The sequence below is a fragment of the Parahoeflea alexandrii genome, from assembly GCF_027214025.1.
In the GTDB taxonomy this organism is placed as follows: domain Bacteria; phylum Pseudomonadota; class Alphaproteobacteria; order Rhizobiales; family Rhizobiaceae; genus Hoeflea; species Hoeflea alexandrii_A.
In genome coordinates this window covers 433341-447928 of record NZ_JAPWHB010000005.1, presented here as the reverse complement: position 1 = coordinate 447928, position 14588 = coordinate 433341, and the positions used below count along the sequence as shown (strand labels likewise).

Annotated in this window: 13 protein-coding genes; 7 read left to right on the top strand and 6 right to left on the bottom strand. The window is 63.4% G+C overall.

Annotated elements, in window-relative coordinates:
- Genes O4H62_RS18500 through O4H62_RS18475 form a run of 6 tightly spaced genes read left to right on the top strand, consistent with a single transcriptional unit; the run spans window position 1 to window position 7346 of the window.
- Window positions 1–2133, top strand: coding sequence for an alpha-galactosidase (locus O4H62_RS18500; protein WP_269390088.1), 2133 nt, complete (start codon window positions 1–3; stop codon window positions 2131–2133).
- Entirely contained in the window at window positions 2133–2903 is a 771-nt protein-coding gene (locus O4H62_RS18495) for an SDR family NAD(P)-dependent oxidoreductase (RefSeq protein WP_269390087.1), read from the top strand. The genes O4H62_RS18500 and O4H62_RS18495 overlap by 1 nt, the downstream gene beginning before the upstream one ends.
- Window positions 2900–3829: a 2-dehydro-3-deoxygalactonokinase gene (locus O4H62_RS18490; RefSeq protein ID WP_269390085.1), complete on the top strand. Its 930-nt coding sequence runs from the start codon at window positions 2900–2902 to the stop codon at window positions 3827–3829. Before O4H62_RS18495 ends, O4H62_RS18490 begins: the two co-directional genes overlap by 4 nt.
- The gene (locus O4H62_RS18485) at window positions 3826–4464 is read left to right on the top strand and encodes a 2-dehydro-3-deoxy-6-phosphogalactonate aldolase (protein ID WP_269390083.1); all 639 of its coding nucleotides are present in this window, start codon (window positions 3826–3828) and stop codon (window positions 4462–4464) included. The genes O4H62_RS18490 and O4H62_RS18485 overlap by 4 nt, the downstream gene beginning before the upstream one ends.
- Window positions 4461–5351 (top strand): SMP-30/gluconolactonase/LRE family protein, encoded by an 891-nt coding sequence (locus O4H62_RS18480; RefSeq protein WP_269390082.1) that lies wholly within the window; start codon window positions 4461–4463, stop codon window positions 5349–5351. The genes O4H62_RS18485 and O4H62_RS18480 overlap by 4 nt, the downstream gene beginning before the upstream one ends.
- Window positions 5352–5372: 21 nt before the next feature.
- A complete protein-coding gene (locus tag O4H62_RS18475; protein ID WP_269390081.1) occupies window positions 5373–7346 on the top strand; it encodes a beta-galactosidase in 1974 nt (657 codons plus the stop codon).
- Window positions 7347–7421: 75 nt separating this feature from the next.
- Here the strand turns inward: O4H62_RS18475 and O4H62_RS18470 are convergent, their stop codons facing one another.
- The 5 genes from O4H62_RS18470 to O4H62_RS18450 form a co-directional block, all read right to left on the bottom strand.
- On the bottom strand, window positions 7422–7736 hold the full coding sequence (locus O4H62_RS18470; protein ID WP_269390079.1) for a HigA family addiction module antitoxin: 315 nt from the start codon (window positions 7734–7736) through the stop codon (window positions 7422–7424).
- Window positions 7708–7992 (bottom strand): type II toxin-antitoxin system RelE/ParE family toxin, encoded by a 285-nt coding sequence (locus O4H62_RS18465; protein WP_269390077.1) that lies wholly within the window; start codon window positions 7990–7992, stop codon window positions 7708–7710. The genes O4H62_RS18470 and O4H62_RS18465 overlap by 29 nt, the downstream gene beginning before the upstream one ends.
- Window positions 7993–8037: 45 nt before the next feature.
- Window positions 8038–10086 carry an NADH:flavin oxidoreductase gene (locus tag O4H62_RS18460; protein ID WP_269390076.1) on the bottom strand — a complete coding sequence of 683 codons (2049 nt, stop codon included), beginning with the start codon at window positions 10084–10086 and terminating at the stop codon, window positions 8038–8040.
- Window positions 10087–10152: 66 nt separating this feature from the next.
- Window positions 10153–10593: a hypothetical protein gene (locus O4H62_RS18455; RefSeq protein ID WP_269390075.1), complete on the bottom strand. Its 441-nt coding sequence runs from the start codon at window positions 10591–10593 to the stop codon at window positions 10153–10155.
- A gap of 28 nt (window positions 10594–10621) precedes the next feature.
- Window positions 10622–12193 carry a trimethylamine methyltransferase family protein gene (locus O4H62_RS18450; RefSeq protein ID WP_269390074.1) on the bottom strand — a complete coding sequence of 524 codons (1572 nt, stop codon included), beginning with the start codon at window positions 12191–12193 and terminating at the stop codon, window positions 10622–10624.
- A gap of 85 nt (window positions 12194–12278) precedes the next feature.
- Here O4H62_RS18450 and O4H62_RS18445 point away from each other — a divergent pair, with 85 nt between their 5' ends.
- Window positions 12279–13196 carry a LysR substrate-binding domain-containing protein gene (locus O4H62_RS18445; RefSeq protein ID WP_269390072.1) on the top strand — a complete coding sequence of 306 codons (918 nt, stop codon included), beginning with the start codon at window positions 12279–12281 and terminating at the stop codon, window positions 13194–13196.
- On the opposite strand, the gene O4H62_RS18440 is transcribed toward O4H62_RS18445, so the two are convergent.
- A complete protein-coding gene (locus O4H62_RS18440; protein ID WP_269390071.1) occupies window positions 13186–14532 on the bottom strand; it encodes a putative bifunctional diguanylate cyclase/phosphodiesterase in 1347 nt (448 codons plus the stop codon). The genes O4H62_RS18445 and O4H62_RS18440 overlap by 11 nt on opposite strands.
- Window positions 14533–14588: the final 56 nt, after the last annotated feature.

Sequence of the window (14588 nt, the reverse complement as noted above, 5' to 3'; positions counted from 1 at the left end):
ATGCCAGATTTTGCCGTCATCGATGTGACCCGGCTTGACGGAGGCGGTCGTACAGCCGTCTTCGCCAGCTTCAACAAGGGCGCGCCATGCCTCATCCATTTCGGCCGGTCCCTGCCCGCGACAGATGACCTCGCGGCGCTGGCGATCGCCACCATACCCAATGTCGGCGCCGGACAGATCGATCCGTTCCTGCCGCTCACACTGTGCCCGCTGGCAATCACCGGCTGGCAAGGCCACCCGGGCATGATCCTGCAGACGGCTGATGGCCGGAACTACCTGGCCAATCCGAAGCTTGCCGAAACCGAGAGCGACGGCGCTGAAGGGACAAGTTTCACGCTGCTCGATCGCGGCAAGCCGGACGGCGTCAGGCTCGTTATCTCGGCCCGTCTCGATCCCGAAACCGGCATCCTCAAACTGTCGCAGACGGTGACCATACCCAAGGGCTGGAGCTGCAGCTGGCTTGCCGCCCCGGCTATCCCGGCACCGGCCGGCATGGACCGTATCATCGACCATTCCGGGCGCTGGTGCGGGGAGTTCCGGCGGCAGGAAGTGCCATTCAGAACCGGCGCGCACAGCCGGGAGAGCCGCGAGGGGCGGACCGGGCACGCGCATTTTCCCGGCGTAACGCTGGCGACCGGCGCCACAGGCGAACACGGCGGCGCCTGCCTCGCCGCCACGCTTGCCTGGAGCGGCGGGCATAGGATGCTGGCCGAGGAGCTGCCCGACGGGCGGCGGCAGGTGCAGTTCGGCGTACTTGATGACGGACTGGCGCGCGGCGAAATTGCTTCGCCCACCCTGCACCTGTTCTGGTCGGACCAGGGCTTCAACGGATTGTCCCATGCATTTCACCGGCACCTCCGCGCCATCCAGGCGCCGGTCAACGCGCGGCGCAAGCGCGAGCCGCGTCCGGTGCATTACAATTGCTGGGAGGCGGTCTATTTCCGGCACGATCTCGAGGAGCTCAAATCCATCGCCTCGCTCGCCGCGAAACTGGGCGCCGAGCGCTTCGTGCTCGATGACGGCTGGTTCCGCGGCCGCAACGACGACACTTCGAGTCTGGGCGACTGGGAGATCGACCGGGCGAAATTCCCCGACGGGCTCTCCCCCCTGATCGAGCATGTCCACGGCGAAGGCATGCGCTTCGGGCTCTGGTTCGAGCCGGAGATGGTCAACCGCGACAGCGAGCTGTTCCGGGCGCATTCCGACTACATGCTCGGCCCCGACGACCAGCCGAGCGGCCGCAACCAGCATGTGCTCGATATGGCCAGGCCCGAGGTACGGGCGCATCTGTTCCGCCAGATCGACGCGATCCTGTCCTCACACGATATCGACTATGTCAAATGGGACCACAACCGGCCGCTGACCGGCGGCGGGCCGGACCAGGCACGCGGCTTCATGACACTGCTGTCAGACCTGGTGCGCGCGCACCCGGACCTGGATTTCGAAAGCTGCTCCTCTGGCGGCGGGCGCATCGATTTCGGCGTGCTGGAACTGGCAAGCCGGGTCTGGCTGTCAGACTCCAACGATGCGCTGGAGCGCCTGCGGATGCAGCACGAGGCCAGCCGCTGGATCGCGCCCGAGGTTCAGGGCTCGCATGTCGGCCCGCGCCATTGCCATACCTCGGGCCGGGTTCTGTCGATGCCGTTTAGGGCCTGGGTGGCGGCACAGCGGCACATGGGTTTCGAGATGGATCCCCGCGAACTGACCGAGGAAGAAGGCGGGACGCTGCGCCGGGTCACCTCATGGTGGAAGCAGAACCGCGATTTCCTGTTTTCGGGCGCACTGCACCGCCTGGAAAGCGACGACGCCGAGGTGTTCGCGGAGATGACGGTCGACGGCGCGGCTGACCGGTTCATCCTGTTTGCCGGCCAGGCCGGCGCTTCGGCGCAAATTTTCCAAAGGCCGTTGCGCGCTGCAGGGCTCGATCCCGAGGCAATCTACGAGATCCGCCTGGTCAACCCGGAAGATGTGAGCCCGCTCGCCAACCGCCGCATGGTCAATACTCTGGCCGAGGGGGAAACGATGCGACTATCCGGTACGTTCCTGATGGACCAAGGTATCCGCTTGCCCAACGCGGTGCCTGCCTCCATGACGGTTCTCGAAGGGCAGCGAATCGATCCGGAGAACAACTGATGAGCGAGCAGACAGCGACATTTCCAGACCTCAAGGACAAGGCGGTGCTGATCACCGGCGGCGGCAGCGGCATCGGCGCGGCACTGACCGAGGGCTTTGCCGCACAGGGCGCCCGGGTTGCGTTCATCGATATCGCCGAGGCGCCAAGCCGGGCGCTTGCCGACCGTCTGGCGGGCACAAGCCGGCACGCGCCCCTGTTCATTCATACCGATCTCAAGGATCTCGAGGCGATCAGCCGGGCGGTTGCGCAGGCCGAAGCCGCGCATGGCCCAACGCGGGTACTGGTCAACAATGCGGCGCTCGACGACCGGCATGAACTGCTCGACATGACCGGCGAGTACTGGGATGAAAACCACGCTATCAACCTGCGGCCGGTGGCTTTTACCGCCAAGGCCGTGGCGCCGGGAATGATCGCGGCGGGCGGCGGCACGATCGTCAATTTCACCTCTACATCCTACATGCTCAACATCGGTTCAATGCCCGCCTACACCGCCGCCAAGGCGGGGATCGTCGGGCTGACCAAGGGGCTTGCCGGGCGGCTTGGTCCTGACGGCATCCGCGTCAACGCCATCGCGCCGGGCTGGGTGATGACGGAGCGGCAGAAGGAGCTCTGGGTCACCGAAGAAGGTCTTGCGGCGATGATCGACCGGCAATGCCTCAAGCGGGCGATCGAACCGGAAGACATGGTCGGGCCCTGCCTGTTCCTGGCATCCGGCGCCTCGGCGATGATTACCGCGCAGGTGCTGATTGCCGATGGAGGCATGATGTGAGCAAAACACCCGCCCTTGTTGCCGTCGACTGGGGGACATCGAGCTTCCGTCTCTGGCTGATGTCGGCGGACGGAACTGTGCTCGCCGAACACCGCAGCCACGAGGGCATGAGCGAGGTTGCCGAGCGCGGGTTTGAGCCGGTGCTCGAAACCCATCTCGCCGCTCTCTCTGCCGCCGATCACCTGCCGGTGGTCATCTGCGGCATGGCAGGATCTCGCCAGGGGTGGGTCGAAGCCGGCTACATCGACACCCCGGCCGACGTCACCACAATCGGCGAGACAGCGACCATCGTGCCCGGCACGGCGCGGCGGATCATCATTATTCCAGGGCTGGCCGTGCGCTCGGAAGCCGAACCCGACGTGATGCGCGGCGAGGAAACGCAATTGCTTGGCGCGCATCTGGAAATGCCCGGTGGCGAGCGCTACTGCATGCCGGGGACGCATTCGAAGTGGGTCAGCATGGACGGCGCGACGGTCACCGCCTTCGAGACCTTCATGACGGGAGAATTGTTTTCCGTCATCAGCGGCAAGACCATCCTCAGGCATTCCACCGGCGACGGCAGCGTCGACGCCAATGACCCGGCCTTTCTGACCGGCGTCCGCGATGGCTGGAACCAGCCGGCGAAGACCACGCACCACCTGTTTTCGATCCGGGCTGGACAATTGCTCCATGACCATCAGGCCAGTGACAACCGGGCCCGGCTGTCGGGGCTGCTGATCGGTGCGGAGTTCGCCGGCGCGGGGATCAGCGGTGACGAGCAAGTCGGGCTGGTGGCGAGCGGGGCACTGCAACGGCTATACCACGCGGCACTCACCGAATGCGGGGTCAAGGTTCGCGGCATTGAAGCCGACGTGGCCGTCCGCCGCGGGCTACTGGAATCCTGGCAGCGTTTTTCCAACACCAACGGGGATCGGCAAGACCAATGATGCGGATCAAGTTTCCTGCGATGACGCGCAGCCTAGTGGCCATCCTGCGCGGCATCAAGCCCGATGAAACCGCCGCGATTGTCGACGGCCTTATCGAGGCGGGCTTCACGGCGATCGAAATACCGCTCAATTCGCCCGACCCGTTCCGGTCGATCGAGATCGCGGTCAAGCGCGCGCCGAAAGAGGTGCTGATCGGAGCCGGGACAGTCTTGTCGGTGGATGATGTCGACCGCCTCGAAAGTGTCGGCGGGCGGTTGATGGTCAGCCCCAATGTCGAGCGGGAAGTCATTGCCCAGGCCGCGTCGCATGGCATGGTGACCATGCCCGGCGTGTTCACGCCGACCGAAGCCCTGGCCGCGTGTGCCGCGGGCGCCTCGGCGCTGAAATTCTTTCCGGCCAGCGTTCTTGGCCCCTCTGGCATCAGCGCCATTCGCGCGGTCCTGCCAAAGGATGTGCCGGTCGGTGCGGTCGGCGGCGTTTCGAACGAGGATTTCGCCGCCTATGCCAAGGCCGGCGTAAGAACCTTCGGGCTGGGCTCCAGTCTCTACAAGGCCGGGATGCCGGCCGAAGAAGTTACGCGCCGAGGCGCTGCTGCCATTGCGGCCTTCGATCAGCTCAAGGAGGACGGGTCTTGACCACTGAACCAACCGCATTCTCGGGACGCAAGCTGAACGCCCCTGCCTGCACGCTTGGCGAGGGGCCGAGCTACGATCCGCACACCGGCACGGCCTGGTGGTTCGATATCCTCGGCCGCAAGCTCTACCAGTACGAACTGGCCATCGATGCCGTGAAAGTTCACGATCTGCCGCTGATGGGCAGCGTTTGTGCGCGGGTCGATGACAGCCGGCAGGTGATTGTCACCGAGACCGGGCTGCATCTGAGGCACGTGGCGACGGGTGAGCTGGAGCTCATCACCGCGATCGAGGCAGACAACGCAGCAACCCGCTCGAATGACGGACGGGTGCATCCCTGCGGTGCGCTGTGGTTCGGCACCATGGGCAAGAGTGCTGAAAAACATGCCGGCGCAATCTACCATGTGGCGCGCGGCAACGTGACAACGCTGTTCCCAGACATCACCATTCCCAACGCGATCTGCTTCTCGCCCGACGGCGCAACCGCCTATTTCACCGACACGATGGCGGGCAAGCTGATGCGTGTCGCTATCGATCCCACAACCGCCCTTCCCGCCGGTTCGCCAGAAATCTTCTTCGATCACCGTGGCGGCGACGGCGGGATCGATGGCGCGGTGTGTGACCACGACGGGATGATCTGGAATGCAAGATGGGGCGCGGGATGCATCGACGGATACTCGGCGGATGGCGAGCGGGTCATCTCGCTCAAGGTGCCGGCAAGCCAATCGAGCTGCCCCGCCTTCGTCGGCGCCGAGGCTGACAGACTACTGGTGACGTCAGCACGCGAAGGCCTCTCGGATGCAGCGCTTGCCGCCGACCCCGAGGCCGGATCGATCTTCCTGCTCGATCACCCGGTCAAGGGCCGGTTCGAGCCCGACTACATTCTCTGACCCTGTCCGGAGCCTGCCCAAATGAACCGTACGCTCGGTGTGTGCTATTACCCGGAACACTGGCCGGAGAGCCAGTGGACGGAAGACGCGGAGCGCATGGCGGGGCTCGGCCTGACCCATGTGCGGGTCGGGGAATTCGCCTGGTCGCGGCTTGAGCCCAAACGCGGCGCCTACGATTTCGACTGGCTGCGCCGCGCCATCGACACCCTGCATGGCGCCGGTCTGAAAGTGGTGCTCGGGACACCGACGGCGACGCCGCCGAAATGGCTGGTGGACGAGATGCCGGACATGCTGCCGGTGGGGGTCGACGGATCGGTGCGCGGGTTCGGCTCGCGCCGCCACTATGATTTTTCCCATGACGGCTATCTGGAAGAGAGCAAGCGCATCACACTCAAGCTGGCCAGGGCCTTTGGCGAGCATCCGGGCGTATGCGCCTGGCAGACCGACAATGAATATGACTGCCACAACACCACGCTGTCCTATTCCGCCGCGGCACGCGCCGGGTTTCAGCAATGGCTGCAACGGAAATACCAGTCCCCCGATGCGCTCAACCGTGCCTGGGGTACGGTGTTCTGGTCGATGGAGGTGGCTGATTTCGGCGAGGTGGAGCTGCCGAACCTGACGGTGACGGAAGCCAATCCGGCACATGTGATGGATTTCCGCCGCTACGCCTCTGACATGGTGGTGCGCTTCAACAAGGCGCAGGCCGATATCATCCGGGCGCATTCGCCGGGCCGCGACGTGATCCACAATTTCATGGGCCGGACGCTGGCGTTTGATCATTTCGCAGTCGGGGCCGATCTCGATATTTCAAGCTGGGATTCCTATCCGCTCGGTTTTCTCGAAGACCGCTCCGATCAGGACGATGCCTGGAAGCGGCAGTTCGCGCGCGCCGGCGATCCTGATTTCCAGGCCTTCCACCATGATCTCTACCGCGCTACTTCGAAGGGGCGCTGGTGGGTGATGGAACAGCAGCCCGGGCCGGTGAACTGGGCGCCGCACAATCCCGCGCCACGCGACGGCATGGTGCGGCTGTGGAGCTGGGAGGCCTTCGCCCACGGGGCCGAAACGGTAAGCTATTTCCGTTGGCGGCAGGCGCCGTTCGCGCAAGAGCAGATGCATGCGGGCCTGCTGCGCCCGGACTCCGTCGAGGCCGAGGGGTATTTCGAGGCGGCGCAGGTGGCGAAGGAGCTTGCAAAGCTTGGCGGCGAACTCGACGACAAAATCGGGCGCGCAGACGTGGCGATCGTCTTCGACTACGCTTCCGCCTGGGCCTGGGAGATCCAGCCGCAGGGCCGCGAGTTCGACTATTTCCGGCTGGTGTTCGACTTCTACCGCACGCTGCGGCGGCTTGGCCTTTCGGTGGACTTCGTTGCCGCCGATACGCCGAGTCTCGAAGGCTACGGGCTGGTCGTGATCCCCGGCCTGTTCACCTGGTCGCAAACGCTGATCGAAGCGATCAGGTCGCATGAAGGCCATGTGCTGATCGGCCCGCGCTCAGGCTCGAAGACCGCCGATTTCGTCATTCCCGAGGCCCTGCCGCCGGCGTTGCCGGAGGGCGTACTCGACGTACGGGTGTCCCGGATCGAAACGCTGCGCGCGGATACGCCGGTGCCGGTCAAGGGCGGCGGCACGATCCGGTTCTGGCGCGAATATCTCGAGGTTGGCGCCGACACCGGGACGGTCCTGATCGCCGAGGATGGCGTGCCGGCGCTGGTGGCCAGGGGAAACCGCCACTATCTTGGCGGCTGGCCGGATCCGGAGTTGATGCGCACCATCCTGCAGCGCATGGCGGTCGACGCTGGCCTGACGACCACGGATCTCCCCGAAGGCGTGCGGCTCAGGCGGCATGGCGGGCATGTGTTCGCGTTTAATTACGGCGAAACGGTCTTCGACCTGGCGGAACTGGGCTGGAGCGGAGAATTGCTGCTAGGCAAGCGTGTGCTGGAGCCTTCCGGGGTTGCGATCATGCCTGCTTCGGGGACTGGGAGTTAGGAACAGACCAAACCTACAGGCATTGAGGACAAAGGGCCCATACAGGTGCGAATGCAGCAGCCATGCGGATGAGAATCACGCTGCGTAAGGCTCGATCTGCTTCAACTCGTTGCCGATCACCCTTCGGCGTTCCATCATGTCGAAATCCGCCTGAAGTCCCAAAAAGAACCCTTCGGACATTCCGAAAAACCGGGCAAGACGCAGATCCGTGTCAGCCGTGACGGCGCGCTTGCCCAGGACTATTTCGTTGATCCGCCGCGGCGGTACATGAACGGCACGCGCCACTGCATTCTGGCTAAGCCCCATAGGCCTGAGAAACTCCTCAAGAAGGATTTCGCCCGGATGCGGGTTGGGCAGCAGATCAGTCGTGATAGTCGACGATTTTGACATCTCTGGGTCCTCTATCTTCCCATACAAAGCAAATGCGCCATTGGCTGTTGATCCTGATGCTGTGCCAACCCGACCAGTTCCCCTTCAACGCTTCGAGGCGGTTGCCCGGCGGTATTCGGAGGTCCGTCAGGACCATGGCCTGATTGAGCAAACGCAATTTTCGCAAGGCCGTGGCTTGAATATCGTAAGGAAGGCGACGGCTACGAGTGCCTGCCCAAATCAACTCAGCTTCCGGATCATCGAACCCAAGGATCATGAAGCAGCATAACGCAACACGTTACATAACGCAATGCGTTATAAGTCAAATCTCCTTCATCAGCCTCAGCGCATCGTAGATGGCGGCATGGGTGTTGCGCGCGGCAATCGCGTCGCCGATGCGGAACAGCTGGAAACCCTGGCCATCCGTGGGCCCGCCGTTCAGGGTCTGCGACCTGCCTGCAATGAACGCGTCATAATCGACCTGTCCGAGATTGGACGACTGCGGCCTGAGCTCGAAATAGAGCTCATCGAGCGGCAAAGTGCCGTGGTTGATGACGACCTGGTCGAAATGGCGCGTCTTGGCGAGCGGCATGTAATCGCTGCCGATGATGGCCTTCAACCGATTGCCATCGCGCTCGACCGAGGTCAGCCGGTAGGTGACGGTGAAGGTCACGTCCTTGTCCTGCAGCGACCGCATGTAGGGCACCAGGTTCATCGCCATCACGTCGGGCGCGAAGCTGCGGTCGGGCGTCATGATCTCGACCGAGGCGCCGGCGGCAGCGGCCACCTCAGCGGCCTGCAGTCCGGCATGATCGCCGGCGTCGTCATAGATCAGGACCTGCTTGCCCGGCTTGACGTCGCCGGAGATCAGATCCCAGCTTGAGACCACCAGGTCGTTGCCTGCTTCCAGAACCTCGGTGTGCGGCAGGCCGCCGGTGGCGATGATCACCGCGTCGGGGTTCTCGGCCAGCACATCTTCGGCTTCAGCCCATGTGTTGAAACGGAACTCGACATCGCGGGCGGCGCATTGCGCCATGCGCCACTCGATGATGCCGATCATTTCCTTGCGGCGCTGGTTCTGCACGGTCAGCCGGATCTGGCCGCCCGGGTCGGGCTGCGCCTCGAACACCGTGACCCGGTGCCCGCGCTCGGCGGCGACGCGGGCCGCCTCGAGGCCCGCAGGCCCGGCGCCGACGATGACGACGCGCTTCGACGTCTCGGCGCGCGGGATCGTGTGCGGCATGGTGAGTTCACGGCCGGTGGCCGGATTGTGGATGCAGAGCGCGTCCCCCGCCTGGTAGATCCGGTCGAGACAATAGGTGGCGCCGACACAGGGGCGGATGTCATCCTCGCGGCCTTCCATGATCTTCCGAACCAGATGCGGATCGGCCATGTGGGCGCGGGTCATTCCGACCATGTCGAGCTTGCCCTCGGAGATGGCATGCCGGGCCGTGGCCACATCCGGGATGCGGGCTGCATGGAATGTCGGCAACCCGACTTCGGCGCGGATGCGGCCTGCGAAATCGAGATGCGGGGCCGAACGCATGCCCTGAACCGGGATGACATCGGTCATCGCCGGATCGGTGTGGATCTGGCCCCGGATGACATTGAGAAAATCGACCTGACCCGATGCCTTGAACATGTGGCCAATGGCGACGCCTTCTTCCTCGTTGATCCCGCCCTTCGCAGTCTCATCGGCGGTGTAGCGGATGCCGACGAGCAGCTTTTCGCCGACCCTCGCCCTGATCGCCGCAACCACATCGAGGGCGAAGCGGGCGCGGTTTTCCAGACTGCCGCCATAGGGTCCATCGAGCTCATTGGTCAGCGGCGACATGAACTGGTCCATAAGGTGGCCGTAGCATTCGAGCTCGACGCCATCGAGACCGGCCTCGGCCATGCGCTCGGCGGCGTCGGCGTAATCGGTGATCACCCGGGCGATGTCCCAGTCTTCCATCTTCTTCGGGAAGGCCCGGTGCGCCGGCTCGCGCTGGTGGCTGGTCGAGAGCGCCGGCAGCCAGTCGCCCTTGTTCCAGTGGGTGCGGCGGCCGAGATGGGTCAACTGGATCATCACCGCGCAGCCGTGCTCGTGGCACTCGTCGGTGAGCTTCCTCATCCAGCCTACGACCTCGTCCTTGTAGGCCAGCACGTTGTTGAAAACCGGCGGGCTGTCTTTCGAGACCGCAGCAGAGCCTGCCGTCATGGTCATGGCGATGCCGGCCCTGGCACGTTCGACATGGTAGGCGCGGTAGCGGTCCTTGGGCATGCCGTCTTCGGGATAGGCCGGTTCGTGACTGGTGGTCATGATCCGGTTCTTCAGCGTCAGATGCTTGAGCTGATAGGGTTGCAGCAGCGGATCGTTGACTTGCACCATCGGTGACGGCTCCTCGGGATTGGATTGTCCGGGGACGGCAAATCCCAGCCCCGGAGCGTTGTCAGTTCATTCGCAGACCATGTTCGAGACACGCCATTGATTGGCTTCTGAAGCGATGTCGGATACCAGCCAGCTGCCTGCGTCCTTGCTGAGCGTCCACTCGATACGGGTGGGCTGACCGAAATTGTCGAATTGCGCGATCACGCTGGCGGTATTCCCGCTGACGGTTTCATCAAGCTGGAGCGTCCTGAGGATTTCCGCGTCATCATAATCCTGGGCGTCGACCGCGAAACCGAAGTCGATGCAGACGGTTTCATCCCGGTCCCAGGCTGCGTCCGCCGCATTGAGGAAATTGAGTGCAGGCCCGGTGAACAAGGCCCGCTTGCCCGGGTCAGACAAGGCTGCCGGATCGTCATAGAAGACCCTCACCACGTCGCTCGCATCGCCTGCGGCGGCAGGAGCGGTGGCTGCTACGAACATGGACAAGACAACAAGGTATTTCAGCATTGAGCGGCTCCAACAGGGACTTTGCTTCTCAATACCATGCGTCGGACATTCCCGCCTTGGTGCGGTCGACATAATCCACAAGCGCCTCGTCGAGCGCCACGTCGAGCGGCGGGGCCTGGTAGTCGGCCAGCATCCGCTTCCAGCGCAGATTGGCGCGGGTCGCCGCATCGGTGCGGCCCAGCGTGTCCCACTTTTCGAACGGCTCGTTGTCGGCAATCTCGGAATCCCAGAACGCGGTCTGGTAGTTTTCCATCGTGTGGGCGCAACCGAGAAAATGCTTTCCGATGCCAACCTCGAGGAATGCGTCGATGGCCAGCGTGTTGTCATCGACGACGACGCCGGCCAGATAGGAGTGCAACGCGCCGCAGAAATCGGCGTCCATGACGAATTTCTCGTAGGACATCGACAGCAGCCCGTCGAGGAATCCGGCGGAATGCAGGATGAAGTTAGCCCCGCAATGCACCGCCGAAAGCATCGACATTGTGCCCTCGTTCATCGCCTGTGCATCGGGCAGTTTCGAATTGGAGAAATTGCCGGCGCACCTCAAAGGCAGGTTGAGCCTCCGTGCCAGCTGCCCGATCACCATCGAGCCGATGGCCGGTTCGGGAGTTCCGAAGGTGGGGGAACCGGTGCGCAGCGACATCGACGAGAGGAAATTACCGAAGATCACCGGCGCGCCCTTGCGCTCGAGCTGGGTCAGCGCGCAGCCGGCCATGGTCTCGGCCAGCGACTGCGCGATCGCGCCGGCATTGGTCACCGGCCCCATGGCGCCGCCGAGGATGAACGGCACGATGACCGCAGCCTGGTTGGCCCGGGCATAGGCTCTGAGCACATTGGTCATGGTGCCGTCCCAGACCAGCGGCGAGTTGACGTTGACATTGCCGAGGATCACGCAGTTCTGGTCGACGAAATCGCGGCCAAAGACGATCCGGGCCATTTCAATGGATTCCTCGGCGCGGCTTTCCGCCGTGACCGATCCCATGAAACCCCGGTCGGAGTATTTCAGGTGCGCATAGGCCATGTCGAGATGGCGCTTGTTGACCGGCACATCGACAGGCTCGCAAATGGTGCCGCCGGAATGATGCAGCCAGGGGCTCGATTGCGCCAGCTTGATGAAATTGCGGAAGTCCTCGATCGTACCGTAGCGGCGCCCCCTGTCGAGATCCATGACGAAGGGCGATCCATAGGCGGGGGCGAAGACAACGCTCTTGCCGCCGATCTCGACATTGTTGGCCGGGTTTCGGGCATGCTGGGTGAAGGTCGACGGCGCGGACTTGAGGATCTCGCGCAACATCCCCGGTTCGAACCGGACGAGAAGACCATCGACCGTGGCGCCGGCCCTCTTCCAGTGCTCGAGAGCCACCGGGTCGTCACGAAATTCTATGCCGACTTCGGCCAGGATGCGGTCTGCGGCGGCCTCGATCCTGACCAGGTTCTCCTCGCCGAGAATGTCGTAGGTTGGAATATTGCGGACAATATAGGGGGCCGAGCGGTGCGGCGGCGCGGCACCCTGCCCGGACCGGCGCCCGTCGCGACCGCCCGCCCGTTCCCGCCTGCGCCCCTGTGAACCTCGTGCTTCGGTGATATCTGCGGTGTCCATGGCGTGTCCTCCGATGAAGAAGTCTAGGAGCATCGCGAGCGGATGTAATGCTGGAAAATTCCATGGCTTGGGATAAGCTGGGCTTATGGATAACCTTCGCCACCTGTTGCCCTCTGCCGGCAATCTCATCGTTTTCGAAGCGGCCGGACGGCAGATCAGCTTCACCAGGGCCGCGCAGGAGCTGGGGATGACGCAGGCCGCGGTGAGCTACGCAATCCGGTCGCTGGAAGGCCAACTCGGCACGTCGCTGTTCCACCGTGCGCACCGGGCGGTATCACTGACGGAGGCAGGGCGGCGGTTCCACGCGGATGTCACGCTGGGGTTGAGCCACATCCGGAAATCAGCGGAAGACATCCGGGCGCGTGGCCGGGCCAACGCCGTCACGCTCGCGGCGTCGACCGCGTTTGCCTCGCTGTGGATGCTGCCGCGGTTGCACCGGCTGCGCGACGAGCTGCCCGATATCGACTTGCGTATCCAGACGGCCGACCGGGATCTCGACATTCGCAACGAGAACATCGAGCTCGGCGTTCGCGGCGGACGGCCGGAAGACTGGGCCGATTATGACAGCGCGCTGATCGCACCGGAAGTGATCGAGGCGGTGGCAAGTGCTGCCTATCTCGAAAAGCACGGCATGCCGGAAAGCGTCGCCCACCTGACGCAGCACAAGCTGATCCATCTCGAGGAGCCGTTTCGCACCGCGTGCGACTGGCGGCAATGGTTCATGAGCGCGGGCGTCAACGGGGTAACGGCGAACCGCGGGCTGGCAATCAATGATTACGTTCTGGTCATCCAGGCCGTCATGGAGGGGCAAGGCGTGGCGCTGAGCTGGCAGCACCTGACCGAGCGGCTGGTGACATCGGGACTACTCAAGAAAGTGACCGGTCACCGGCTGGTCACAGGCGCCGCCTTTCATGTCATCTGGCCGAAAGGCCGCCCACTCTCCGCGCAAACGGAACTGGTTTTGAACTGGCTGACAAAAGAGGGTCAGGACGTCAACGGTTAGGCTGGGTCTGACCTGCCCGGCGGGCGCGGGAAATTTCCTCGGCTTCAAGGAGAGCAAAGGTCGCCGTTGAATCGACAGCCTTGCCATAGAGCCAGCCCTGCCCCGACTTGCAGCCGAGTTCCCTCAGCTTGGCGGCCTGTTCCTCGGTTTCAATGCCTTCGGCGATAACCTTGAGATTGAGCCCTTCGCACATGGCCAGGATGGCCCGGACAATATGTTCGGCTGACTTGTCGACCGTGATCTCGCTGACAAAACTGCGGTCGATCTTGACTTTGTTGAAGGCAAAGTCGCGCAAGCGGCCAAGGCTCGACTGGCCGGTGCCGAAATCATCAAGCGACACCCGGATTCCGACGCTGCTGAGTTCGGTGACCACCTTGGCGGCAACTTCCGGATCGCTCATCATCGCCGTTTCGGTGATCTCCAGCTCCAGGCGATGGGGGTCGAGGCCAACGCGATTGATCACGGCAAGGACATTGAAGGCCGTTGCAGGGTCGATCAATTGGGCGGAAGAGAGGTTGAACGAGAGGAAGATCCCGGAAGGCCAGTGCCTGGCAGTTTCCGCTGCCTTCTTCAGAAGCGTTTCGGTGAGCGAGTCGATGAATCCGCGTTCCTCGGCAAGCGGAATGAACACCGCGGGAGATACGAAGCCCAGTTCCTTGTCGGTCCAGCGTGCGAGTGCCTCAAAGCCCTGGATCGATCCATCGGCCAGATCAACGATCGGTTGGAAGTGAACCGCCACCTCATCGGCAATGATCGCCCGGCGAAGCGCCTGTTCGATCTGCGTGCCGCGGCGCATTTCTTCTGCGATTTCCTCGGAATAGACGGTGATCTGTCCACGGCCGCGCCGTTTGGAGCGATACAACGCGGTATCGGCGCTCTTGAGCAATTCGGCGAACTGCTCACCGGCAAACGGATAGACGGCGAAGCCAAAAGACGCCGACAGGCGGACATTGCGATCGCCCAGATCGTAAGGGGCTGACAGGACGTCCTTGAACATGCGGCCGATTTTCTCGGCACCCTTCTTCTCGAAAACCAGCGGCAGGATGAAGGCGAATTCGTCGCTTTCGATGCGGGCGACAAAGCCGCCATCGGGCAAGCAGGCCCGCAACCGGTGCGCCACCTGGCACAATATTTCGTCACCCGCGGCGTGACCGAAGAGGTCGTTGATCGGCTTGAAGCCATCGATATTGGCGATGCCGATTGTAAAGGGCGCAGGATCGTCGGCGCGTTCGGCAGCAAGCTTGCGGATCTTGTCCATCAGACGGCGACGGTTGCCCAGCCCCGTCAAAGGGTCCGTGTAGGCCACGGCATTCGGGTTAGGGGACAAAGCGTCCATATTTGAATCTTCAGGAGTCATCAATAAAAGCAGGTCCGCAGGAAAGAATGTAACTT

Excerpts from the sequence above, each read along its gene's own strand:
- O4H62_RS18500 (WP_269390088.1), top strand. The coding sequence starts at position 1 with ATGCCAGATTTTGCCGTCATCGATGTGACCCGGCTTGACGGAGGCGGT.
- O4H62_RS18495 (WP_269390087.1), top strand. The coding sequence starts at position 2,133 with ATGAGCGAGCAGACAGCGACATTTCCAGACCTCAAGGACAAGGCGGTG.
- O4H62_RS18485 (WP_269390083.1), top strand. The coding sequence starts at position 3,826 with ATGATGCGGATCAAGTTTCCTGCGATGACGCGCAGCCTAGTGGCCATC.
- O4H62_RS18475 (WP_269390081.1), top strand. The coding sequence starts at position 5,373 with ATGAACCGTACGCTCGGTGTGTGCTATTACCCGGAACACTGGCCGGAG.
- O4H62_RS18470 (WP_269390079.1), bottom strand. The coding sequence starts at position 7,736 with ATGTCAAAATCGTCGACTATCACGACTGATCTGCTGCCCAACCCGCAT.
- O4H62_RS18465 (WP_269390077.1), bottom strand. The coding sequence starts at position 7,992 with ATGATCCTTGGGTTCGATGATCCGGAAGCTGAGTTGATTTGGGCAGGC.
- O4H62_RS18460 (WP_269390076.1), bottom strand. The coding sequence starts at position 10,086 with ATGGTGCAAGTCAACGATCCGCTGCTGCAACCCTATCAGCTCAAGCAT.
- O4H62_RS18455 (WP_269390075.1), bottom strand. The coding sequence starts at position 10,593 with ATGCTGAAATACCTTGTTGTCTTGTCCATGTTCGTAGCAGCCACCGCT.
- O4H62_RS18450 (WP_269390074.1), bottom strand. The coding sequence starts at position 12,193 with ATGGACACCGCAGATATCACCGAAGCACGAGGTTCACAGGGGCGCAGG.
- O4H62_RS18445 (WP_269390072.1), top strand. The coding sequence starts at position 12,279 with ATGGATAACCTTCGCCACCTGTTGCCCTCTGCCGGCAATCTCATCGTT.
- O4H62_RS18440 (WP_269390071.1), bottom strand. The coding sequence starts at position 14,532 with ATGGACGCTTTGTCCCCTAACCCGAATGCCGTGGCCTACACGGACCCT.